This is a genomic window from Qipengyuania pelagi (assembly GCF_009827295.1).
Taxonomy (GTDB): Bacteria; Pseudomonadota; Alphaproteobacteria; order Sphingomonadales; family Sphingomonadaceae; genus Qipengyuania; species Qipengyuania pelagi.
Window position 1 is genome coordinate 1,643,438 of the sequence record NZ_WTYD01000001.1, and the last position, 22,921, is coordinate 1,666,358.

The following is a 22,921-nucleotide window of genomic DNA, read 5'->3' on the forward strand; positions in this document are numbered from 1 at the left end:
GAACGCGGGCTGAAGCCGATAGCGATACAAGCGCTTGAGGATAAAGAAAATGCCCGGAACGCGCGAAGCGCTCCGGGCACGATGAACTGAGTCCTGTGTGCGACAGTCCGCTCCCCGCGAGGCAGCGGACTGTCCCGGCAACCTATTCGCGGTTGCCCATGAATTGCAGCAGGAACATGAACATATTGATGAAGTCGAGATAGAGGCTCAGCGCGCCCATGATCACGGCCTTGCCGACGAATTCGGTGCCGCGCAGATACTCGTATTCCCGCTTCAGACGCTGCGTGTCGTAGGCGGTAAGACCCGCGAAGATCAGCACGCCAAGGAAACTGATCACCAGACCCAGAGTGCTCGACCCGAGGAACATGTTGATGACCATCGCGATGAGCAAGCCGATCACGCCCATGACCAGGAAGGTTCCCATGCCGGACAGGTCCTTCTTGGTCGTGTAGCCGAACAGGCTGAGACCCGCGAAGGCACCCGCCGTCGCAAAGAAGGTCGCCGCGATCGATTCGCCCGTGAAGCGCAGGAAGATCGTGGACAGGGACAGGCCCATGACGGTCGCGAAAGCCCAGAACAGGATCTGCAAAGTCCCGCGGCTCATCTTGTTCAGGCCGAAGCTCATCGCCATCACGAAGGCCAGCGGCGACAGCGCGACGATCCACATCAGCGGTCCGCTGGCGAAATTCACCGCCAGGCCCGACTGATAGGTCAGCATCGCCACGATGCCCGTGAGCAGCACACCGCTCGCCATGTAATTGTAGATGGAAAGCATGTGCGAGCGCAGGCCCGCATCAAACGTTTCGCGACGGGCCACGGCATCGCCAGCGCGCGGAACAGAGCTGAAGCCCGTCTGCCGTCGTCCGGTGTCGTTCCAATCGGCCATTTTGATATCTCTCCTTGATGCGATGGCTGCGCCCGATGCGCTCTCTCGCGGATACCGGCAATATCGGGCTCCCTCGCCCGAATTTCAAGTAAAACCGGCCCATTTCGCCCGCGTTTTGGTTAACGGTGACACGCGCCGGGCGCCGCCGGGAAACGGGGCTCGTCAGGCCTCCCCGGCGGGATCGACCATAGCGGCTTCCAGCGCGTCCGCTGGCGACTTTCCGCCCCACAACACGAATTGGAAGGCGGGATAGAAGCGATCGCATTCCTCCACCGCGATCTCGACAAGCGCCTGCGCCTGCGAGAGACCCAGCGTGCCGTCGTCCCCCAGCATGGTGGCGTTGCGATAAAGGAGAACACCGCCATTCGACCAGATGTCGAAATGGCCGAGCCACAGCTGCTCGTTGATCGTGCCGAGCAATTCGTAGGCGGCACCGAGCTTGTCGTCGGGCACCCGCACTTCGGGCAGGCAAAGGATCTGAAGGACGCGATCGTCGGCACGCCAGATGCCCTTCACCTGATATTTCGCCCAGCTTCCGCGCACCTCGCCGCTGACCTCGTGCCCCCGGACCGAACACGGCCAGCCGCGCGCTTCGAACAGCGCCGCCAGCATGTCCAGCGGCGCCGCGTCGTCGTCGTTCGCGTAATCCTCAACCGCCCTCATCGACCCGATCCCATCCTTTGCATTCCGGCTCAATGCCGAAGCCGCAGGGCGCTTGGCAATCGGACCGCTCGCCACTGCTGGGGAGAACCGGCGATCCCGCTGAAACGCCTGTGCAAACGCTGTGCACAAGCGCTGCGACCGCCCGATAATGGGTCGCAATCGGTCGCGTCAGTCGAGCTTGTCGATCGCCTGGCCGGGATCGCTGGTGAAGGTGAAGCTGTCGATCTCCAGCGCCTTCAGCTTGTTCATCACCTCGCGCGCCGCAGCCGCGCTGGGATAGGGACCGGCGAGCAGGCGGTTGGCCTCGACCCATTTGGTCACGAACGGCCCCTTTCCGTCGAGGAGCGAATCGGCCTTGCGCGCAATGCGTCGCCAGTCGAATTTCAGCGCATCGCGATCACGCCCGGTGGCGATCTGGACATAGTGGCGCGAAGGGTTGGCCGGGGGCTTCGGCTTCGCCTCGGGCGGAGGGGGCGGCGGTGCGGCCCGCTCGCGTGGAGGGGTGATGGTGGTGATATCGACTGCCGTGCCGGGCCGGGGCGCGGTCACGGGCTGCGCGGCGGCAAAGGCCGCGAACGCATCGGCCACGCTCTGCGAAGGCTCGGGATCGGGCGTGGGTTCGACTGGCGCGGCCATCGAGGGAGCGGGGCTCGTGACGGTCGGTACGCTCAAGGCAGCGACCTGGACAGGTTCTTCTCTGACCGGCGCGGCTGCAACGATTTCGGCGGATGTCGTGATAGGAGACGGGTCGATCCGCACGACCCGGGCCGGTGCCTCTGTTGCGGGTGCGCTTGGCGTCTGATCGCTGGAAGGCGGGAGTTCCAGCTGGATCGCGGGCGCGGTCGGCTGCGCGACAGCGACTTGCGTCGGCGCTGGTGCCGGTGCTGGTGCCGGTGCTGGTGCCGGTGCTGGTGCTGGTGCCGGCTCGGCAAAGGGAGCGGGCACTGGCGGGGGTGCCGCAACCGCAGATTGTGTCGTCGCAGCCGAACTGGACCGAGCCAGCGTGCGCGCCAGCGGGTCCGAAGCGGCGGTGTTTCGCGCGGTGCGCTCCGCCTGACGGCGCTGCTGGCGTGTCTGGCGCTGGGGAGTCGGCGCGGGCGTGGGCGTCGCGACCGGAGCGGTGGCGGCACCTGTCCCCGCATTCGCACTCGCGCCCATGGTGACACCGCTGGGAGCTAGAGCCGCGTCCGGCCCGCGCGCGATGCGGCTTTCCGAAGGGCCGTAGCTTGCGATCGCCGGATCGTCGCGCCCGATCTCGTTCGCGCGCGGGAACGCGCCGAGATTGGCCGCCGCTGCCTGTTGCGCGCGGGTGAGGCGCGGCATGTACCGGAGATAGGGAGCCATGCGCAGCGCCAGATCCGTAGGCATCAAAGCTTCGGCGATGCTCACCGCGTCGTCCGCGTCGCCCAGAATGGCGAGACCGAAAGCCCGCGCGCGGAAGGCCGAGCGATCCTCGCTTTGGAGCAAAGGAAGCAGTGTCGCTTCGAACTCCTTCCTCTGCCCGGTCATGGCGAGGCTGAGAGCCAGGCGACGGCGGGTTTCGGGATCGTTGCCCTGCGCCAGCGCCGCGCGATAGAGGGCCTGCGCGCTGGAATTGTCACCCACCAGATCGAAGGCGAGACCGCGATCGGCGGCCATCTCGGATTCGGCGATGCCAACCTGTTCGGCTTCCGCGAACAGACGCAAGGCTTCGATCGGGCGGCGCTGAAGAGTGAAGCAGCGTGCGAGGCCGAGCATGACGCGGCCATTCTCGGGCGCCACATCCTGTCCGCGCGCGAAGAACCCGATCGCAGCATCGAGATCGCCGACCGCCAGCGAAGCTTCGCCCGCATCGAGCAGAGCGCCCAGATCGCGCGGCGAGCGAGCGAGACGGCGCAACGCATCGTTGAGATCCCCCGCCGCGCGAGGCGGAAGGGGCTGGACGACGGCTTGGGCGGAGACGGAAGCGGGCAAAGCCGTGGATGCGGCGATCAGTCCCGCGATCGACGCACTCACAAGGGATAATCGCTTCAGATGTCGCAAACCAGCGCTCCGTCCTCGGCGAGCGTCCGGCGCCCGCGCCTTCCTATCGTTGCAGTCACGACGATGGCGGACCGGGTCTGGCCATAGCCTGAACCGGATCGCGCATCGCCGCGATGAGCCGGCTGTTACTGATTGTTCTGCCGACCGAGGAAACGCGGAATATTGAGCGCGCCGCCGGTATCGTCATCGTCCCCGTCGTCGCGATCATCGGCCGGACGCGGCGCGCTGCCGCGCGAAAGATTGGCCATCCGCTCGAACAGGGTGCTGCCCGATCCGCTGCCGCCCCCAGAACCGCCAGCGGGACGCGCGCCGCCCCGGCCGCCCTCTTCGGACCCGGTCTTGGCGTCCGCAGTACGGGCCGGCTTGGACTGGAGGGGATTGCGCGAATCGGCCGCCATCTGGTCGTTTCCGAGCTGAAGCTCGTCCTGCGACGCGTTGCGCCCGCGATCGGCACCGCGATCATCCTGCGAAAGGTCGAGCGTGGGCCGCCGACCGGTATCGCGACCCCAGCCTTCGTCTTCCATGTCGGTTTCGAGCGAGCGGCTGTCGGCGGGTGCTGCAAGCGAATCCTCGCTGACGCGATCGAAGCGTTCAGTGTGCTCGTTGCGCAAGCCAGCCAGCGGATCGACGATGTCGTCGACATCCTCGCCCTCATCCTCGTCGAAGTCCGAATAGGTCGCAACAGGCTGGCGCGGTTCGGCCCGTTCCGTCTCGGCGAAATCGTCCGAGGTCAGTTCCATCGGCTCGCTCTCGGCAGACGGACGCGGCGCGGGAGACGGAGCGGGGGCCGAAGCCGCGGCTTGCGCCTCGTCGAGATCGGCGGAAAGCCCTTCGCTCAGTTCGAACGGCTCGCTGTCTTCCTCGCCCTGGCGCGGCAGCTCGAGCGCGGGACGCTTGGGCGCGCGCGATTCCGACATTGTGAAGCCGCGCGACTGGGCCGGCATCGCCTGTCCGTCATGCTCGATCCCGGTTGCAACCACCGAGACGCGGATCTTGCCGTCGAGGTCGGGATTGAACGCGGAACCCCAGATGATGTTGGCATCCTCGTCGACAAGCTCGCGAATGTGGTTCGCCGCCTCATCGACTTCGAGAAGCTTCATGTCTTCGCCGCCGATAATCGAGATGATGACGCCCTTGGCACCCGCCATGCTGACCCCGTCGAGCAGCGGGTTGGCGATGGCACGTTCGGCGGCTTCGAGTGCGCGATTGTCGCCCTCACCCTCGCCCGTGCCCATCATCGCCTTGCCCATCTCGCTCATGACCGAGCGCACGTCGGCGAAGTCCAGATTGATGAGGCCCGGCATCACCATCAGGTCGGTGATGGAGCGCACGCCCTGCTGCAGCACCTCGTCGGCGAGTTCGAAGGCTTCCTTGAAGGTCGTTTCCGCCTTGGCGACGAGGAAGAGGTTCTGGTTGGGGATGACGATCAGCGTGTCGACATGCTTCTGAAGCTCGTCGATGCCCGCTTCGGCGGCGCGCATCCGGCGCGTGCCTTCGAACAGGAACGGCTTGGTCACCACGCCCACGGTCAGCACGCCCTTCTTGCGCGCGGCTTCGGCGATGACGGGCGCGGCGCCCGTGCCGGTGCCCCCACCCATACCCGCGGCGATGAAGCACATGTTCACGCCTTCGAGCGCATGCTCGATATCCTCGACCGTTTCTTCGGCTGCGGCCTTACCCACTTCGGGACGCGCGCCCGCACCAAGGCCGCCCGTGATGTCCGGGCCCAGCTGGATGCGCTTTTCCGCCGCCGCATTGCTCAGCGCCTGCGCATCGGTGTTCGCCACGATAAAGTCGACGCCTTCGATCTGGGCTTCCATCATATTGGCGATGGCATTGCCCCCGGCGCCGCCCACGCCGATCACGGTGATGCGGGGACGCAGATCGTCCGAGGTGGCGGGGCCGATATTGATGCTCATTCGATAGTCCTCCGGCGAAGACGCTTCGCCCTAAATTTGCTGGCAAGCAGTGTGCCACATTCCGATTCGGCGTTGCAAAGGCTTAATCGCCTTTTCCACAAAGCCTTCGCCCGACCAACGGCTGGTTCGTGCAGTAGTGCCTAGAAATACTCCCGAACCGCCTGGAACACCCTGTTGACGAGGCCGAACCCCGAATAGCGGCGGGTCGGCTGATAGCCCGGATCGACCGAGCGGATATCGACCGGATCGTCCGCGGCATAAAGGCACAATCCCACCAGCGAGGCGAAGCCGGGCGTCGCGTGCGCTTCGGGCAGGCCCTGGAGGCGCGGCGGCTTGCCGATCCGCACAGGGCGGCCCAGCGCGGCCTGGACGAATTCCGCGATCCCGTGAAGCTCCGCGCCGCCGCCAGCCAGCACCACCTGGCCGCCACGACTGCCGGTGAAACCCATGTCCTTCAGCGCGCGGTGCATCTCTCCGGTGAGGTGCGCCAACCGATCGGTGACGACCGCGACCAGTTCGGCGCGGGAAATGCGGTTGTGCTCATCCGCGCCGCGCGCCAGCGGCCCTTCGCCTTCCTCGCCCGGCGCGTTGACCGGGATCATCTCGGAATGGTCGGTCGGGCTGGCCATGGCGGAGCCGGACACGCATTTCAGCCGCTCCGCCTGGCTGCGGCGGATGCCGAAGCTGGAGGCAAGCGCGTCCGTGATGTCGTTGGAGCCGATCGGGATCGATTTGAGCCCCAGCAACATCCCCGCTGAATGCACCGAGATATTGGTGACCTGCGCCCCGATCTCGATCAGCGCCACGCCCAGCTCGCGCTCTTCCGGCGTGACGCAGGCAGAGGCGCTGGCGAGTGGGCTGGCGACCACCGCCTCGACATCGAGATGCGCGGTCTGGACCGCCTCGATCAGATTCCTGACCGGCGCGCCTTCTGCCACCGTCACATGGATATCGACGCCCAGCGCCTCGGCATGGAGGCCCGCCGGATTGGCGACGCCGTGCGCCCCATCAAGCGTGTAATGCGCGGGCTGCGCGTGCAGGACCATCCGCCCGTCGGGCTGGATATGATCGCGCGCGGCGTAGAGCAGGTGCTCGATATCGTCTTCTTCGATCCGCCGCCCGCCGATCGCGATCTCGACGCTGGCGATGTGGCTCGACAGGCCCGCACCCGCACAGCCGATCCACACGCTCGACACGCTGGTGCCCGCACTCGCCTCGGCCTTTTCGAGCGCCTGGCGAATGGCGAGGCTGGCGGCGCGCATTTCGGTGACGTAGCCGCGCTTGACGCCTTCGGACTTGCGGTGGCTGGACCCCAGCACCACCATCGCGCCGTTCTCGTCCTGTCCCATGATCATGGCCGAGATGCGGAAGGAGCCGATGTTTACCGCGCCATAGGCCCGCGTGATGCGGGGCCCGGCCATCAGTTCTGCGCTCCTGCGGCGGCTGCCTGCTGCTCCAGCCCGTTCATGCTGCACGGCCCCCCGGTACACCGGAAATAGGCCTGTTCGGGCACCCGCATATCGACCGCCACGACCTTGCCGCCCAACAGCCGGTAATGCCCGTCCAGCTTGGCGAAGGAGACCAGCGCGCTCGCCGCCTGATCCTCGCCTTCGGGAAGGGCGAGCATCTGTCCAGTTTTGAAGGTCAGATTCCAGCGGCGATTGCCGACCCATTCGGCCTGATCGACCTGCGGTTTCAGGGCCGGTGCGGCATCGAGCAACAGGTCGAGTTCGCCGACCTGCTTCTGCGCGCCCGGACCGGCGATGGTGAGCTTGCCCTTGGCATCGGTCCTGCTGATCGGTTCGAGCTCGTGCCCCTCGGCGTCGACCAACACCAGACGGTCGGGCCGCGCGAGAACGGCGTGCTCCTCGCGCTCGACGATATCGACGATCAGCGTGTCGGGGAGCTGGCGGGAGACGCGCGCATCCTTGACCCAACTCAGTTCGAGCAGGCGCTGGCGCAGCGCGTCGAGATCGACCAGCGGCATCGGCTGATCGCGCATGGCAAGCGCGCGTTCGTAGACGGTCAGCTCGTTCATCCGCTCGACGCCGGTTACCTTGACCCGGCGCACTTCGAACCCGGCGTCGGACGCGGCCTCGGCCAGCCGCGCATTGGCGAGCGCGGGCAATCCGGCGAGGCTGGCGACGAACCAGGCGGCGGCAAGCGCCAGCGCCAGGATCGCGGCGACGAAAGCCTTGTGCAATTGCTCGTCCGTGAAGGGGAGCAGCGCAAGCATCTGGTCGAACAGGCCGACCGTGTGTTTCTTGGCCGCGCGCGTCTTCTGCGTCCGGTTGCGCGCGGCGGCGGAGCGGCGGACGCCCTGGGTAGTGCGCTTGACCTTAGCCATCGGCGGCGGCCTTCTGAGCGAAATCACGCAGCGCTGCGGCGATGATCGTCTCGACCAGCTCGCCATAGTCCATGCCCGCATGGCGCGCCTGTTCGGGCACGAGGCTGAGCGGCGTCATGCCCGGCTGGGTGTTGGTTTCGAGGACGAACAGCCCTTCTTCGCCCTGTTCCTCGTCCCAGCGGAAATCGGTCCGGCTGGTGCCCCGGCATCCGAGCAGCTTGTGCGCCTTCAGCGCGATCTCCAGGCAGAGGTCGCGGATGTTCTCGGGGATCTCCGCCGGACAGATATGGTCGGTCATCCCATCAGTGTATTTGGCGTCGAAATCGTAGAAGCCGCTTTTCGGCTTCAGCTCCGTCACCGCGAGCGCGCGCGGGCCATCGGCGAAATCGACCACCGCCGATGTCATCTCGCGCCCCTTGATATAAGGTTCGGCGAGCAATTCGGCGAAATCCTGCCACGGCCCCTTGGCATCGGGCGCGATCGGGTGGCCGTAATTCCCGCCCTCGGTCACGATTGCGACGCCGACCGAACTGCCTTCGTTCACCGGCTTCAGGACGTAGGGGCGCGGCAGCGGATCGCGCTCGAACAGGTCCGCGCTCTTGACGATCCGCCCGCCGGGCATGGGCACGCCGTGGGGCACCAGCGCCTGCTTGGTCAGCTGCTTGTCGATCGCGATGACCGAGGTGGCGAGGCCCGAATGCGTATAGGGCACGCCCATCAGGTCCAGCATCCCCTGAACCGTGCCATCCTCGCCCGGAACGCCATGGAGCGCGTTGAAGACGACATCGGGCGCAGCCTCCGCGATACGCGCGGCAACCGTGCGGTCCATGTCGATCCGCGTGACGCGATGCCCGCGCTCTTCCAGCGCCTTGGCGACACCTTCGCCCGACATCAGCGAGACCGGCCGTTCATTCGCCCAGCCGCCCATCAGCACGGCGACGTGGAGTGTGCGATCGAGGCTCATGGCCGTCCCACCCGGCGGATTTCCCATTCCAGCTCCACGCCCGAATTTTCGTACACGCGCCGCTTCACCTCTTCGCCCAGCGTCTCGATATCCGCGCTGGTGGCATCGCCGGTGTTGATGAGGAAATTGGTGTGCTTCTCGCTCACCTGCGCGCCGCCGATCGTCATGCCTCGGCATCCCGCCTTGTCGACCAGCGCCCAGGCCTTTTCGCCCGGCGGGTTCTTGAAGGTGGAGCCGCCCGTCTTGGTGCGTAGCGGCTGCGAATTCTCGCGCGCTTCGGCGATCCGGTCCATCTCCGCGCCGATCGCTTCGGGATCGCCGGGTTCGCCTTCGAAGCGCGCAGAGACCACCACGGAATTGTCGTGCAGCGCCGAATGGCGATAGCTGTAAGCAAGCTCGCGCTTGGTGAGCCGCATCAGATTCCCATCCTGCATGACGACATCGCAGTCGATCAGAACATCCGCGACCTCGCGCCCATAGGCGCCGCCATTCATCCGCACGAAGCCACCGACCGTGCCGGGAATGCCGCGCATGAATTCCATGCCCGCCACGCCCGCATCGCGCGCCGCGCTGGCGACCAGAATGCCATGTGCCCCGGCCCCGCAGGTGAGGGTCATCCCGTCCACTTCGATCCCCGCGAAGGGCTTGCCGAGCTTGATGACCACGCCCGGCACGCCGCCATCGCGCACGATCAGGTTTGAGCCCAGCCCCAAGGGCATGATCGGCAGCGCGCCGTCGAGCCGCTCGAGAAACAGGATCAGATCGTCGAGATCGGCCGGTTCGAACAGCCAGTCCGCATGGCCGCCGGACTTGAACCAGACCAGCTTGGCGAGCGGCGCATCATGGGTGAGGCGACCGCGCAGGCCGCTGGTCGAGATCGGCGCGCGGACCCCGCCTTCGACCTCGCAATCGGGCGCCTCGCCGCTATCCCAGTTCCAGACATCGTCGGGCTGGGTCACCGCGCGCGTTCCTTCTCGAGCGCATCGGGCAGTTCGGCGGCCCAGCGTGTGATGTCGCCCGCGCCCAGACAGACGATGAGATCGTCAGGCTTCAATTCGGCGCCCAAGACGGCGACCAGTTCGTCCATATCGGCGACGCTGGCAGCGGCACGATGGCCGCGCGATTTGAGGCCTTCGACGAGGGTAAGCGAACTGACGCCCTCGATCGGTTCCTCGCCCGCTTCGTAGACGGGGGTGACGAAGACCTCGTCCGCTTCGTTGAAGGCGCTCTGGAAATCGTCCATCAGGTCGCGGAGGCGGGTGTAGCGGTGGGGCTGGACCACAGCGATGACGCGGCCCTGCGTCGCTTCCCGCGCGGCGCCCAGCACAGCGCGGATTTCGACCGGGTGATGGCCGTAATCGTCGATGATCGTCGCCTTGCCGTCACCGACCGGAACCTCGCCCGTTTTGGTGAAGCGGCGCCTGACCCCGCCGAAGCTGGCGAAACCGTTGCAGATCACCTCGTCAGGGCATTTCATCTCGATCGCCACTGCAATAGCAGCGAGCGCGTTCTGGACGTTGTGGCGCCCCGGCATGGGCAGGCGCACGCCTTCGATCCGGCGATCTTCCTGCCCGCGCCGCCTGACGATCACGTCGAAACTGTTCCCGCCCGCATCGGGCCGGACATTGACGCCGCAGATATCGGCCTGGAGATTGAAGCCGTAAGTCACGACGTTGCGATCGCGCACCTTGCCGATCACGGCCTGCACTTCAGGGTGGTCGATGCACAGGATCGCCGCCCCGTAGAACGGGACGTTGTGGATGAATTCCACGAAGGCGTCCTTCACCCCGTCGAAATCGCCATAATGGTCGAGATGTTCGGGATCGATATTGGTGACGACCGCAATCGTCCCGTCGAGACGCAGGAAGCTGCCGTCGCTCTCATCCGCTTCGACCACCATCCAGTCGCTGTCGCCCAGCCGCGCGTTCGAGCCGTATTGTTCGATGATGCCGCCATTGATGACGGTCGGGTCGACATTGCCGCAATCGAGCAGCGCCGCGATCATGCTGGTCGTCGTCGTCTTGCCATGCGTGCCCGCCACCGCGACGGTGGATTTGAGGCGCATCAGTTCGGCCAGCATCTCCGCCCGGCGCACCACGGGGATGCGGTTTTCGAGCGCATAGGCGACTTCGGGATTGGTGCGCTTCACCGCGGTCGAGGTGACCACGACCGCGGCATCCATGACGTTTTCCGCCGCATGGCCGATCATGATCCTGACCCCGCGCGAACGCAGGCGATCGACCACCGCGCTTTCCTTGATGTCGGAACCCTGCACGCTGTAGCCGAGATTGGCCATGACCTCGGCAATGCCGGACATACCGATCCCGCCGATGCCGACGAAATGGATGGTGCCGATATCGGTGGGCACACCTCTCATCGCTTCAGCCTTTCCCGTATCTCGCGCGCCGCGCGCTGCCCCACGGCCACGCCTTGGGAAGCGCCGCGCGCATTGTTCGCGCCGACGCGGATGACGTCCATCATCTCCGCCCCACCGAAGCTTTCGACGAGATCGGCGAGGTCCTGAACCGCATTGGGGCGCCCGCAATTGAAGGCCGCATGGGCTGCCTTGCCCAGGCCTTCGGGGCTGTCGGCGATGGCCTTGATCTGCTTGGCGAGTTCCTTGGCGGTGAACTGGTCCTGCCGGACCATGCGCGCGCCGCCCGCCTTGACCATTTCGCGCGTGTTCGCGGTCTGGTGATCGTCGGTCGCGATGGGCAGCGGGATCAGGATCGCAGGGCGACCGACTGCGGTCAGCTCCGCGATGGTGGACGCGCCCGCGCGCCCGATGAAGAGATGCGCATCGGCAAGCCGTCCGGCCATGTTCTCGAAATAAGTGCCGAGTTCGGCGGGGATTTCATGGCTGGAATAGCGCGTGCGGACCGCGTCAAGATCTTCGGGGCGGCATTGCTGCGTTACCTGCAACCTCTGGCGCAGCGCAGGCGGCAACATGGCGAGCCCATCGGGCACAACTTCGGACAGGACGCGCGCGCCTTGGCTTCCGCCGGTGACGAGCACGCGGAACAACCCTTCCTCGCCTAGTGCGGGAAACTCCTCTTCGCGCAGGGCCAGAACCTCCGCGCGCACCGGATTGCCGACGAGATGGACCTTGCCGGAATGTTTCGGCTTCAGCCGCTCGATCTGGGGATAGGCGGTGGCGATGGCGTCGACCTTGCCCGCCAGCAGGCGATTGACCCGGCCCAGCACTGCGTTCTGTTCATGGACCACGCTGGGGATACCCATTGCGGTTGCCGCCCACAGCGCCGGAAAGGCGGGATAGCCGCCGAAGCCCACCACCGCGCTCGGCTGGAAGCTTTCGAACAGGCGGATCGCCATGTTCCGCCCTTCCCAGACCGCCTTCGCGCCCGCGATCCATTTCAGCGGGTTCTTGCCGAAGCGCCCGGCGGGCAGAACGTGCATGGTCAGGAAATCCGGGCGACCGGGAATCTGCGCGCCGCGTTCGTCCGTAATTAGCGCGACGTGATGGCCGCGCCGCTCCAGCTCGGTCGCCAGCGCGAAAGCGGGCAGCATATGGCCCCCCGTGCCCCCGGCGGCGAGGACGAAGTGGCGCGCGGCATGGGTGTTTTCAGGCTTGCTCACGGATAGATTTCCCGCCGGATCGCATCGCTCTGTTTCTTCGGCGCGCGGCGCTCGTTCCAGCCGATCACGTCGACCAGCCCGCGCGTCTCGCGCTTGAGGAAGGGGTTTCGCCGCGTGATCGCGAGCAGCAGCCCGACTTCGAGGCACAGGGCGATCGTGGACGAGCCGCCATAGCTAATGAGCGGCAGGGTCATCCCCTTCGACGGGAACAGCTGCAAATTCACGAGGATGTTGATAAAGGCCTGGCCCGCGAACAGCGTGATGAGGCCCGCCCCGGCCAGCAGGGCAAACAGATCATCCTCGTCGATCAGCTTCATCAGAACGCGCGCCACGATGGCGAGATAAACGATCACGACGAGAGCGCAAACGATGAGGCCGAATTCTTCCCCGATGACCGAGAATATGTAGTCGGTATGCGCTTCGGGCAGGTTCATCTTTCGAAGGCCCAGCCCGTATCCGCTGCCCGTCCAGCCGCCCGCGAGCAGGGTGCGCTCGGCGAGATCGACCTGGTCGAAGGCGGTGCCGCCGCCCATGAAACTGTCGATGCGGTGGCGGGCATTGTCGTAGAGGAAATAGGTCGCGACCATCGCCGCCCCGCCGATCCCGACCAGAGCGCCCATCCGCTGCACCGGCACGCCTGCCAGCAGGACGAGCACGAACCACGCGCCGAAAAACAGGATCGTGTCGCCGAGATTGGGCTGCATCATCAAAAGCGCGGCGACGAGGGCGAGCGCCGCTGCCGACAGGGCGATCACCGGAAGATTCGGATCGCGCATCTTCCAGGACAGGATCCAGGCGATCGCGATCGCGAAGGCAGGCTTCAGGAATTCGGACGGCTGGAAGCGCATTCCGAAATCGAGCCAGCGCCGCGCCCCGTTGACCTCCGCACCGACGATCGGAACGAGGAAGAGGGCGCCGAGCATAGCGGCGGCGAGCAGGAGACCGCCGCGCCGCGCGTTTTCGCGGCTGACCATGCTGATGGCGATCATCACGCCGATCCCGATCGCCTGCCAGGCAAGGTGGCGGTAGAAGAAATAGAGCGGGTCGAGCGTTTCGGTCGCGGTCGAGAGTCGATCCGCGCTGGCGGGCGAGGCGGCGGCGACTGCGACGGTGCCGAACGCCATCAGCGCGAGGATCAGGCCGAGCAGCACCCGGTCGATCTCACGCCACCAGATCGTCAACTCTGTCCAGCGCGAGAGCTTCTGGCCGGGCCGACGCATTCCGGGTCGGGCGGCGCCGGGCACATAGGGACGCTGCATGTTCACGCGCCAAGCTCGCCGACAGCCGTGCGGAACGCCTCGCCGCGCTGCTCGAAATCGCGGAACTGGTCGAAGCTGGCACAGGCGGGGGAGAGCAGGACGGTGTCGCCTGCCTGCGCCGCAGCCGCAGCATCGCGCACTGCCCGCTCGAGCGTTTCGCTGCGCGTCACCGGCACGCGGCCCTCAAGCAGCTCGGCGAAGGCAGGCCCGGCCTTGCCGATGGTGTAAGCGGCCTTCACGTGCGGCAATTCGGCCTCGCACTCGCCCAATCCCGGTTCCTTGGCGAGCCCGCCGACGATCCAGTGGATGTTCTCGAACGCCGCCAGCGCAGGTGCGGAGGCGGCGGTGTTGGTGCCCTTGCTGTCGTTGACGTAGGCGACGCCGTCAATTTCGGCGACGTGCTCCATGCGGTGGGGCAGGCCGGGGTAGCTAACTAAAGCTTGGTCAATTTGATCTTTCGTCAGGCCAAGGTCGCTGCATACCGCCCATGCCGCTGCTGCATTCTGGAGATTATGAGGTCCACGAAGTACAGGCCAATCAGTCGCATCGCCTAACTCGATGTCATCAATAAATAGAATGAGTGGGTCTTCTGCGTTTTGGAGCACATCTTCGTCGGCTTCGGCGCGATAATCCACGACAGCGAGACGATGGGGCGATTGCATCTCGAACAGTCGCGCCTTGCTCGCCGCGTAAGCCTCGAAACTCTCATACCGATCCAGATGATCCGGCGTGATGTTCAAAAGCACCGCCACGTCGCAATCGAGCGAATAGGTCAGGTCGATCTGGTAGCTCGACAGCTCCAGCACATAGACCCCGCCTTCGGGCAAAGGCTCCTGCTCCAGGATCGGCAGGCCGATATTGCCGCCCATCGTGGTGGGGACGCCCGCGGTCTTCAGGATATGGTGGACCAATGCGGTCGTGGTGCTTTTCCCGTTGGTGCCGGTGATGCCGACGACCTTGTGCGGCGGGAGAGCCCCCCGCGCCTGCGCGAACAGTTCGATGTCTCCGATCACCGGAACCCCGAAACTGTCGGCATGGGGCTTGATCGGGTGGGTGTTGAGCGGGACGCCGGGGCTGACCACCACGCCGTCATATCCGGTCAGGTCCGCCTCCAGCGGGTCGGCGAGCGCGGCGCGGCCCGCGAACGGCTCGCGCGCCTCGGCGCGATCGTCCCAGGCCAGCACTTCGGCCCCGCTCGCCAGCAGCGCTTCGACCGTGGCCTTTCCCGAGCGGGCGAGGCCGAGCACGGCATAGCGCCTGCCCTTCCAGGCCGGATTCAGGATCACCGCAGCTTCAACGTCGCCAGACCGAGGATCGCAAGCACGATCGCGACGATCCAGAAGCGGATCACGACCTTGCTCTCGCTCCAGCCCAATTGTTCGAAATGGTGGTGGATCGGCGCCATGCGGAAGACGCGCCTGCCCGTCCGCTTGAACCAGAACACCTGGATGATGACCGACAGAGCCTCGAACACGAACAAACCGCCGACGACCGCCAGCACGACCTCGTGATGCGTCGCCACCGCGATCGCTCCCAAGGCCCCGCCCAAGGCCAGCGATCCGGTATCGCCCATGAAGACCGCGGCAGGCGGCGCATTGAACCACAGGAAGGCAAGGCCCGCGCCCATGATCGCGGCGCAGAAAATCGCCAACTCGCCCGCGCCGGGAACATGCGGAATGCCGAGATAGCTCGAATAGTCGACGCGCCCCACGAGGTAGGCGATGAGCGCGAAGGTGCCCGCCGCAATGATCACCGGCATGGTGGCGAGACCGTCCAGCCCGTCGGTCAGATTGACGGCATTGCCCGCGCCCACGATCACGAAGGCGGCGAAGACGTAATAGAACCAGCCCAGTTCGATGCCGAGATTGTTGAAGAACGGGACGTAGAGGAAGGTGTTGATCTGGCCGACCACGATCCAGCTGGCGATGCCCGCCACCGCGAATTCGAGTGCGAGGCGCGTCTTGCCCGACACGCCCTTATGGCTCTTCTTCGTGACCTTGTCGTAATCGTCCATGAAACCGATCAGGCCGAACCCGGCGGTCACGGCGAGGCAGGCCCAGATGAAGGGATTGCTGAGGTCCATCCACAACAGGAGCGAGATCGACATGGCGACGAGGATCATCAGCCCGCCCATCGTCGGCGTACCGCGCTTGGCGAGGTGGGTTTGCGGGCCGTCCTCGCGGATCGGCTGGCCCTTGCCCTGGCGAACCCGCAGCATGGCGATCATGCGCGGCCCGATGACGAGCCCGATCAGCAGCGCGGTCAACAGGACGCCGCCCGCCCGCGCCGTTTGATAGCGGACGAGATTGAGCAGTCCTTCGAACTGGAGCCATTCTGCGAGGAGATAGAGCATGCGCGGTCAGCCGTCCCGGCGTGTGAAATGATCCACCAGCTGGCCGAGGCCGACCGAGTTCGAGCCCTTCACCAGCACCGCGTCACCCGCGACAACGCCGTATTCCAACAGCGCGCCGATGGCTTCCGCGGCATTCTCGCAATGCGTGAAAGACCCGGCAAAGCCAAGCGGCTGTCCCGGCGCTTTCCCCAATTCACGGGCCAGCACGCGCATTTCCTCGCCCACCAAGACCGCGTGATCGACATTCGCGCTCGCCAGCGGCTCTGAAAGCTGGGCGTGGAACGCCGCGCCGAAATCGCCCAATTCCTTCATGCTGCCGAGAACGGCGATGCGGCGCCCGGCGGGCGTATTGCCCAATTGCGCGAGCGTGGCGCGCATACTGGCGGGATTGGCGTTGTAGCTTTCGTCGATCAGCAGCGCCTTGCCGCCCGGCGCAGCGATCTGGTGGCGCGCCCCGCGCCCCTTCAACCCGCCCATTTCGGCAAGCGCCAGACCGGCGGCGGCCATGTCGCCCCCGGCGGCGCGCACGGCGGCCATGACGCACAGCGCATTGGTGATCCAGTGCTCGCCCGGCTCCGCCACAGTGAAGCACATGCGGCCTTCGGGATATTCGCAAGTGACCAGCGATCCGCCATTTGCGCTGGGGATCGCATCGAGCAACCTGAGAGTTGCGTCACGCGCGCGCCCGAAGCTGACGACCTTCGCGCCGAGCTTGTCCGCGTGAGCCTTGAGCCTTGCGAAATGCGGGCTGTCCGCCGGGATCACCGCAGTGCCGCCTTTGACCAGGCCGCCGAAGATTTCCGCCTTGGCGTCCGCGATCGCCTCTTCGCTGCCGAGGTTCTCTATATGCGCGGGGGCGATGGTGGTGACGACCGCGACATGGGGGCGGACGTGATCGGTTAGCTCGGCGATCTCGCCCGCATGGTTCATCCCCATCTCGAACACGCCGAAGCGGCTGCGCGCGGGCATCCGGGCAAGGGACAGCGGAACGCCCACATGGTTGTTGTAGCTGCGGATCGAGCGATGCGCCTGCCCCCGGCTGGAGCGTTCGAGCGCGGCGAAGATCGCTTCCTTGACGCCCGTCTTGCCGACCGAGCCGGTGACGCCGACGACCTTGGCAAAGGTCCGCTCGCGCGCGGCGGCGGCGAGCGCGTGAAGCGCAGCAGTCGTATCTTCGACCAGCACATGGGGATAATCCACCGGACGATCGACCAGCGCGGCGGTGGCGCCATTGGCGAACGCCTTGTCGAGGAAGCGATGGCCGTCCATCGCCTCGCCCTGCAAGGCCACGAACAGGTCGCCATTGCGGATATCACGGCTGTCGGTGTCGATGCCCGAGACCTGAAAATCGCCGCTCGCTTTGCCAGTCGTGATTGCGGCGATCGTGGCCGCGTCCCACAGGGCCATGGGCAGCCGGTCGGCGGGGAGGATGGGCCAGCGCTTGAGAGCGGGATGGCGGATCAGGGCAGCGCTCATTTCATGGTCTCCGCGTGTGCTGCGGCGCATTCGCGCGCGACTTCGACGTCGTCGAAGGGGTGGACCTTCATATTCTCTCCCGAACCGATGATCTGTCCCTGTTCGTGCCCCTTGCCGGCGACGAGGACGATGTCCCCCTCGCCCGCTTCGGCGATGGCGCGCGCGATCGCATCGCGCCGCCCGCCGATTTCCAATGCCTCTCCGCTGACGCCCTGCATCACCGCCGCGCGGATCGCGCTCGGCTCTTCGCCGCGGGGATTGTCGTCGGTAACGATGACGAGGTCCGACCCTTGCGAGGCCGCTTCGCCCATCGGCGCGCGCTTGCCGTGATCGCGGTCGCCGCCAGCGCCGAACACGGTGATGAGACGCGCCCCATCCTTGGCCGCAACATGCGGGCGCAAAGCCGCGATGGCAGCGGTCAGCGCATCCGGCGTGTGGGCGTAATCGACATAGACCGGCGCGCCGCTCGGCGCGATGACCGCGCGTTCGAGGCGTCCGCGCACAGGCTGGAGTCGTGCGACCGCGTCCCAGACCCGGCCCGCATCGATCCCGCTCGCCAGCGCCAGCCCGGCGGAGACGAGGGCGTTCGAGACCTGATAGGCTCCGATCAGCGGAAGGCGGAAAGTGCGAGTCTGTCCGTCATGTTCAACAGTCAGGTCCTGACCCAACGCCGTCGCCTCGCGCGAGACGAGGCGGATGCCCTCGCCCTTTTCGCCCACGGTGAACGGAGTCAGCCCGCGTTTTTCGGCGTGTTCGATGGCGCGCGCGGTCCATTCGCCGCTGTCGCTTCCGCGCCAGATCACTGCCGTCGCGCCATCACTCGCGACCTCGTCGAACAGCCGCATCTTGGCGAGGAAATACTCCTCCATATCGGCATGGTAATCGAGGTGATCGCGGCTGAAATTGGTGAAGGCGACGGCTTCGACGGGCACGCCCTCATTGCGGAACTGGGAGAGGCCGTGGCTCGATGCCTCATACGCGACATGCGTCACGCCCTCGCGCGCCAGCCCGCTGAGATTCGACAGGAAGGTCACGATGTCGGGCGTGGTCAGCCCGGTCGACACGCTGCCATCGGGGGTCGTCACGCCGAGCGTCCCGATGCTCGCCGCGCGCTCGCCCGCCATGCGCCAGATCTGGCGGGTCATCTCGACCGTCGAGGTCTTCCCGTTCGTCCCCGTCACCGCGACGATATGCGCCGGGACGGGGGTGAAGAAGCGCGCCGCAAGCTGCGCGAAGGTGCGGCGCGGTTCGGGATCGGCGATATGGACCGCGCCCTCGACCTTCGCTTCGGGCCGGGCGATCACCGCCACCGCTCCCGCCTCGATCGCGGCGGCAATGAAATCCTCTCCATTCACGCGCGCGCCCTGAAACGCGCCGAAAACGGTGCCGGGCGCGACCTTGCGGTTGTCGATGGCGAAGCCGGTCACCTCGGCCTCGCCATTGGCCGGACAGGCGAGACCCGCCTCCGCGCAGAGCTTCGCCAGCTTCACCGGTTCGCCTCGGGGATCAAAGGCTTGATGTCGGAAATGTCGATGTCGCGCGTGTTGTCGGGCCGCACGCCGAGCATCGGGCCGATGCGCGGCACAAGGCGGCCGACGATCGGCGCGGCGTTCCAGGCGGCGGTGCGCTGGAAGCTGGAGGCGAGCGTGCCCTGCGGCTCGTCCAGCATGGCGATCACGACATAGCGCGGGCGATCCATCGGGAAAGCGGCGGCGAAAGTCGAAACCAGCGTCGAACGGCGATAACCGCCCGCGCCCGGCTTTTCGGCGGAGCCCGTCTTGCCGCCCACGCGGAAGCCCGGCGCGTCGGCGTTCTTGCCCGTCCCGTAAATGGTGGTTGCGCGCAGGATCTGGTTCATCCGCGCCGAGGTCGAGGCCTTGAACACGCGGCGGCCTTCGGGCGCTTCGCCGGGCTTCAGCTTGTGCAGCGTCGCAGGGCGCCACACACCGCCATTGACCATCGTCGCATAGGCGCTGGCGAGGTGCAGCGGCGTGACCGCGATGCCGTGGCCGAAGCTGACCGTCATGCTCCTGAGGCGCGGCCATTTGTCGCCCGGCCAGATCGGGAAGCCCTTGGCGGGCAGCTCGATATGCGGGCGCTCTGCCATACCCATGTCCATCATGTACTGGCGCAGCTTTTCCGGGCCGAGCTTGTCGGCGATGCGCGCGGTGACGGTGTTGGACGAATGGATCAGTGTGCTCGGCACGTTGAGGCTCGCGCCGAGATAATGGCTGTCCTTGATCGCGAAGCGCCCGACCTTGACCGGCGAGGCGTCCCAATGGGCGCCCAGATCGCGCACCACGCCCGCATCGATCGCAGCGGCGACCGAGAGCGGCTTGAAGGTCGAGCCGAGTTCGTAGACCTGATTGGTCACGCGGTTGAACATCAGCGATGCGCCGCGCTCGTCGATCTTGTTGGGGTCGAATTCGGGCAGCGAAGCCAGCGCCATCACCTCGCCCGTGTCGACGTCCAGCACGATGCCCGCGCCGCCCTTGGCATCGACCAGTTTCATGCCCCGGCGCAATTCGTCCTCGAGCGCGCCCTGCACCCGCATGTCGATCGACAGCGCAACCGGGATACCACGGCTGGCCGGATCGCTCAGCTGCTCGTCGAGCACCTGCTCCATCCCGACGCGCCCATGCCCGTCCGCCGCGACGTAGCCGAGAATATGCGCCGCCATCGAACCTTGCGGATAATGCCGGTCGTTCTCCTGTGGCATTTCCAGCGCGAGTTCGCCGATATCCTGCACGCGGTTGGCTTCTTCGGGCAGCACCCGGCGGCGCAGATACCCCGCCTTGCCCGAAGCGAGCTGTTCCGCGACACGCGTCTCGTCGAGATCGGGGAAGATCGCCTTGAGTTCTGCGGCCACCGTCTGCGGGCTGCGCACCAGCGGCGATCCATCCTCGCCCAGCGCTTCGGGATTGAACCAGAGCGCATAGGCCGGGAAGGCGCGCGCCAGCGGGACGCCGTTGCGATCAACGATTTCGCCGCGATCGGGCAGCAGCGCGTCTTCCAAAGAGGTCGCAGCCACCGCACGATCCGATCCACCGAGAAAGGCGATCCGCACCAGCGCCATCATCGCCACGAACACGAAGGCGAGTACGATCCACAGGACGCGCAATTTGGCCTGCGCGAGCGAGTTCTGGCGGATGCCCGCCAGTTGCACGCGCGCCTGCGGCATGGCGGCGCCGAAACTGGCAGCGGCGCTCGACCGGGTGATGGGGGAATAGGCGTTCACTGACCGCTATCCGCCAAGGCGCTCGGCAGAGCGGGCGAGCGGGCGAGGCGCTGCGTCAGATTGCCTGCCGCCTCGTAGCCGCCGGCATTCAAGCGGCCTTCCTCGTCATCACCGGATTTTTCCTCATCATCGAGCCAGTCGGCGAACAGGCTCTCTTCGGCCTGCGGACGCGCCTTGGCGACGCGGATCGGATCGGGCGCGTCGAGCCCACGCGGCAGACCGAGCACGGCCAGCTCGCGCTCGCTTTCGAGATATTGATCGGCGCGCGGCGCGACATAGCCGAATTCGACCGCGTTCCACTGCGACAGCTGGCGCTGGCTGGCGCGGGTCTGGAATTCGACTTCCAGCATGAGGGTCTGGCGTTCGAGCGCGATGATCTGGCGTTCGGCCAGACGCACCTCGCTCTTCACCGCATTCACCTTGAAGGTCAGCGCGAGGAAGGCGGCGAGACACAGGCTCAGCGCCAGCATCCATCCGATCTGGCGGATGCGGCTGCCATGCGGGAGAGAAGGCGGGGCGCTGGCCATCAGGCGGCCTCCCTCACGGGCGCGGCGCTGCGGAGGGCGTGCCGCAGGACCGAGGAGCGCGCGCGAGGGTTGCGCGCGATCTCGGCTTCGGTGGGGCGGATCGCCTTGCTGACGCGGGTGAAGGCGGGAACGAACGCCTCGACCTGCGGCAGATGGCGCGAGGCGGGGGGCGCACTCGACGCGTCGCGCAGGAAGCGTTTGACAATGCGATCTTCGAGGCTGTGGAAGCTGACCACGGCCAGCCGCCCGCCTTCGCTCAGCAGCGTTTCCGCGGCGACGAGGCCCTGCTCCAACTCGTCCAGCTCGCCATTCACATGGATGCGCACCGCCTGGAAGCTGCGCGTCGCCGGGTCCTTCTTGTCGTGCGGCTTGTGGCCCAAGGCCTTGCGCACGACGCGGGCGAGATCGCCGGTCGTTTCGAGCGGGCGCGCGGCCACGATGGCGCGGGCGACGCGGCGCGACTGGCGCTCCTCGCCATAGAGATACAGCACGTCGGCGATCTGATCGGCATCGGCGGTATTGAGGAAATCGGCGGCGCTTTCGCCGGTCTGGCTCATCCGCATGTCGAGCGGGCCGTCATGCGAGAAGGCGAAGCCGCGCTCCGCCTGGTCGAGCTGCATCGAGGATACGCCGATATCCATCACGACCCCGTCGACCCTCGCCACGCCTGCTTCGGCCAGCGCGCCGACCATCTGCGAGAAGCGATACGGGTGCAGCGTCAGGCGATCTGCATATTGGTCGACCATCGCGGCGCCATTGGCGATCGCATCGGGGTCGCGGTCGAAGGCGTGGACCTGCGCCCCCTTGTCGAGGATCGCGCGCGTATAGCCGCCCGCCCCGAAGGTCGCGTCGACGATCACGTCGCCCGGCTTGGGATCGAGCGCGGCGATCACCTCGTCGAGGAGGACAGGGATATGAGGCTCGCTCACTTGCGCTTGGCCTTCGCTTCCGCCTCGGCGACCAGCGCCTGGCAGGCGGCCTTGGCGGCGGCCCAATCGTCACCCATGCGCATCAGTTCATCAGGGTTCCAGACGGTGAAGAACCGCCCGCCGCCCTGGAAATAGAGCCCGTCCCCGATATCGGCGAGACCGCGCAGGTAATCCGGCATGACGAACCGCCCGCTATCGTCGAAGGGAAGTTCGGCAAAGCCGTTCAACTGGCTGGACCGGGTTTCCCGATCGAAATCGCGCTGGAACTTGAACGCCATTTCTTCCTCGCGATCGAGCTGCGCTTCGAATTCGAGTTTGCGGGACAGGCCGAAACCGACGAGGCAGTTCCAGCGATCGTGCTTGGTCAGACATAGGGTGCGGGAATCGCTGCTTTCCTTCACCGCCTTGCGAAACAGCGGCGGAAGGACATAGCGGCCCTTATCGCCCGCAGGCGAATAGGCTTGTCCGCTGTATCCCCCGAAAAGCACCCGCTCCGGCCCCCGTCACACGCAAAAAATCCAGCTCCTGCATCAGACGCACCTCACCCGCCGCCGAAAGCACCCACAAGCTCGCAGCGTGCCCCGCATCATGGACGCGGAACGGAGTCGGTCTGTCCGATGTGTGAAAAGGAATACAGCGGGAGCGCTGGGGATGGAAGGGAAAAGTGCGGGATATTTGGGGATTGACGTTCAAATACCTGTTTTATCTATATTTTTGATCGAGCCATCATTGTGCGGACGC

The 22,921-nt window shown here is 66.2% G+C and carries 19 protein-coding genes; all 19 read right to left on the reverse strand.

Going from position 1 to position 22,921, the window contains the following annotated elements:
• Positions 1-142: 142 nt before the first annotated feature.
• Positions 143-886 (reverse strand): Bax inhibitor-1/YccA family protein, encoded by a 744-nt coding sequence (locus GRI47_RS08190; RefSeq protein WP_160660779.1) that lies wholly within the window; start codon positions 884-886, stop codon positions 143-145.
• A gap of 162 nt (positions 887-1,048) precedes the next feature.
• A complete protein-coding gene (locus GRI47_RS08195) occupies positions 1,049-1,549 on the reverse strand; it encodes a type III secretion system chaperone family protein (protein WP_160661377.1) in 501 nt (166 codons plus the stop codon).
• Between the two features lie 168 nt (positions 1,550-1,717).
• Complete coding sequence (locus tag GRI47_RS08200; RefSeq protein WP_160660780.1) at positions 1,718-3,544, reverse strand: SPOR domain-containing protein; 1,827 nt, start codon at positions 3,542-3,544, stop codon at positions 1,718-1,720.
• 152 nt (positions 3,545-3,696) lie between these two features.
• Positions 3,697-5,490, reverse strand: a complete 1,794-nt coding sequence (ftsZ, locus tag GRI47_RS08205; RefSeq protein ID WP_160660781.1) for a cell division protein FtsZ — start codon at positions 5,488-5,490, stop codon at positions 3,697-3,699.
• A 140-nt stretch (positions 5,491-5,630) separates the two neighbouring features.
• Positions 5,631-6,911 carry a cell division protein FtsA gene (gene ftsA / locus GRI47_RS08210; RefSeq protein ID WP_160660782.1) on the reverse strand — a complete coding sequence of 427 codons (1,281 nt, stop codon included), beginning with the start codon at positions 6,909-6,911 and terminating at the stop codon, positions 5,631-5,633.
• Entirely contained in the window at positions 6,911-7,837 is a 927-nt protein-coding gene (locus tag GRI47_RS08215) for a cell division protein FtsQ/DivIB (protein ID WP_160660783.1), read from the reverse strand. Before GRI47_RS08215 ends, ftsA begins: the two co-directional genes overlap by 1 nt.
• Entirely contained in the window at positions 7,830-8,801 is a 972-nt protein-coding gene (locus GRI47_RS08220) for a D-alanine--D-alanine ligase (RefSeq protein WP_160660784.1), read from the reverse strand. The genes GRI47_RS08215 and GRI47_RS08220 overlap by 8 nt, the downstream gene beginning before the upstream one ends.
• Complete coding sequence (gene murB, locus GRI47_RS08225; protein ID WP_337190685.1) at positions 8,798-9,679, reverse strand: UDP-N-acetylmuramate dehydrogenase; 882 nt, start codon at positions 9,677-9,679, stop codon at positions 8,798-8,800. The genes GRI47_RS08220 and murB overlap by 4 nt, the downstream gene beginning before the upstream one ends.
• Before the next feature lie 77 nt (positions 9,680-9,756).
• The gene (murC, locus tag GRI47_RS08230; protein ID WP_160660786.1) at positions 9,757-11,178 is read right to left on the reverse strand and encodes a UDP-N-acetylmuramate--L-alanine ligase; all 1,422 of its coding nucleotides are present in this window, start codon (positions 11,176-11,178) and stop codon (positions 9,757-9,759) included.
• On the reverse strand, positions 11,175-12,329 hold the full coding sequence (murG, locus tag GRI47_RS08235) for an undecaprenyldiphospho-muramoylpentapeptide beta-N-acetylglucosaminyltransferase (RefSeq protein ID WP_160661378.1): 1,155 nt from the start codon (positions 12,327-12,329) through the stop codon (positions 11,175-11,177). The genes murC and murG overlap by 4 nt, the downstream gene beginning before the upstream one ends.
• Positions 12,330-12,394: 65 nt before the next feature.
• Positions 12,395-13,657 carry an FtsW/RodA/SpoVE family cell cycle protein gene (locus tag GRI47_RS08240; protein WP_160660787.1) on the reverse strand — a complete coding sequence of 421 codons (1,263 nt, stop codon included), beginning with the start codon at positions 13,655-13,657 and terminating at the stop codon, positions 12,395-12,397.
• A 2-nt stretch (positions 13,658-13,659) separates the two neighbouring features.
• Complete coding sequence (gene murD / locus GRI47_RS08245) at positions 13,660-14,943, reverse strand: UDP-N-acetylmuramoyl-L-alanine--D-glutamate ligase (RefSeq protein ID WP_160660788.1); 1,284 nt, start codon at positions 14,941-14,943, stop codon at positions 13,660-13,662.
• Positions 14,940-16,010: a phospho-N-acetylmuramoyl-pentapeptide-transferase gene (gene mraY, locus GRI47_RS08250; protein ID WP_160660789.1), complete on the reverse strand. Its 1,071-nt coding sequence runs from the start codon at positions 16,008-16,010 to the stop codon at positions 14,940-14,942. Before mraY ends, murD begins: the two co-directional genes overlap by 4 nt.
• A gap of 6 nt (positions 16,011-16,016) precedes the next feature.
• Entirely contained in the window at positions 16,017-17,486 is a 1,470-nt protein-coding gene (locus GRI47_RS08255; RefSeq protein ID WP_160660790.1) for a UDP-N-acetylmuramoyl-tripeptide--D-alanyl-D-alanine ligase, read from the reverse strand.
• The gene (locus tag GRI47_RS08260) at positions 17,483-18,976 is read right to left on the reverse strand and encodes a UDP-N-acetylmuramoyl-L-alanyl-D-glutamate--2,6-diaminopimelate ligase (protein ID WP_160660791.1); all 1,494 of its coding nucleotides are present in this window, start codon (positions 18,974-18,976) and stop codon (positions 17,483-17,485) included. The genes GRI47_RS08255 and GRI47_RS08260 overlap by 4 nt, the downstream gene beginning before the upstream one ends.
• Entirely contained in the window at positions 18,973-20,667 is a 1,695-nt protein-coding gene (locus GRI47_RS08265) for a peptidoglycan D,D-transpeptidase FtsI family protein (RefSeq protein WP_160661379.1), read from the reverse strand. The genes GRI47_RS08260 and GRI47_RS08265 overlap by 4 nt, the downstream gene beginning before the upstream one ends.
• Positions 20,668-20,720: 53 nt before the next feature.
• Positions 20,721-21,251: a hypothetical protein gene (locus GRI47_RS08270; protein ID WP_160660792.1), complete on the reverse strand. Its 531-nt coding sequence runs from the start codon at positions 21,249-21,251 to the stop codon at positions 20,721-20,723.
• Entirely contained in the window at positions 21,251-22,180 is a 930-nt protein-coding gene (gene rsmH, locus GRI47_RS08275) for a 16S rRNA (cytosine(1402)-N(4))-methyltransferase RsmH (protein WP_160660793.1), read from the reverse strand. The genes GRI47_RS08270 and rsmH overlap by 1 nt, the downstream gene beginning before the upstream one ends.
• Positions 22,177-22,668, reverse strand: a complete 492-nt coding sequence (locus GRI47_RS08280) for a division/cell wall cluster transcriptional repressor MraZ (protein ID WP_160660794.1) — start codon at positions 22,666-22,668, stop codon at positions 22,177-22,179. The genes rsmH and GRI47_RS08280 overlap by 4 nt, the downstream gene beginning before the upstream one ends.
• Positions 22,669-22,921 lie beyond the last annotated feature (253 nt).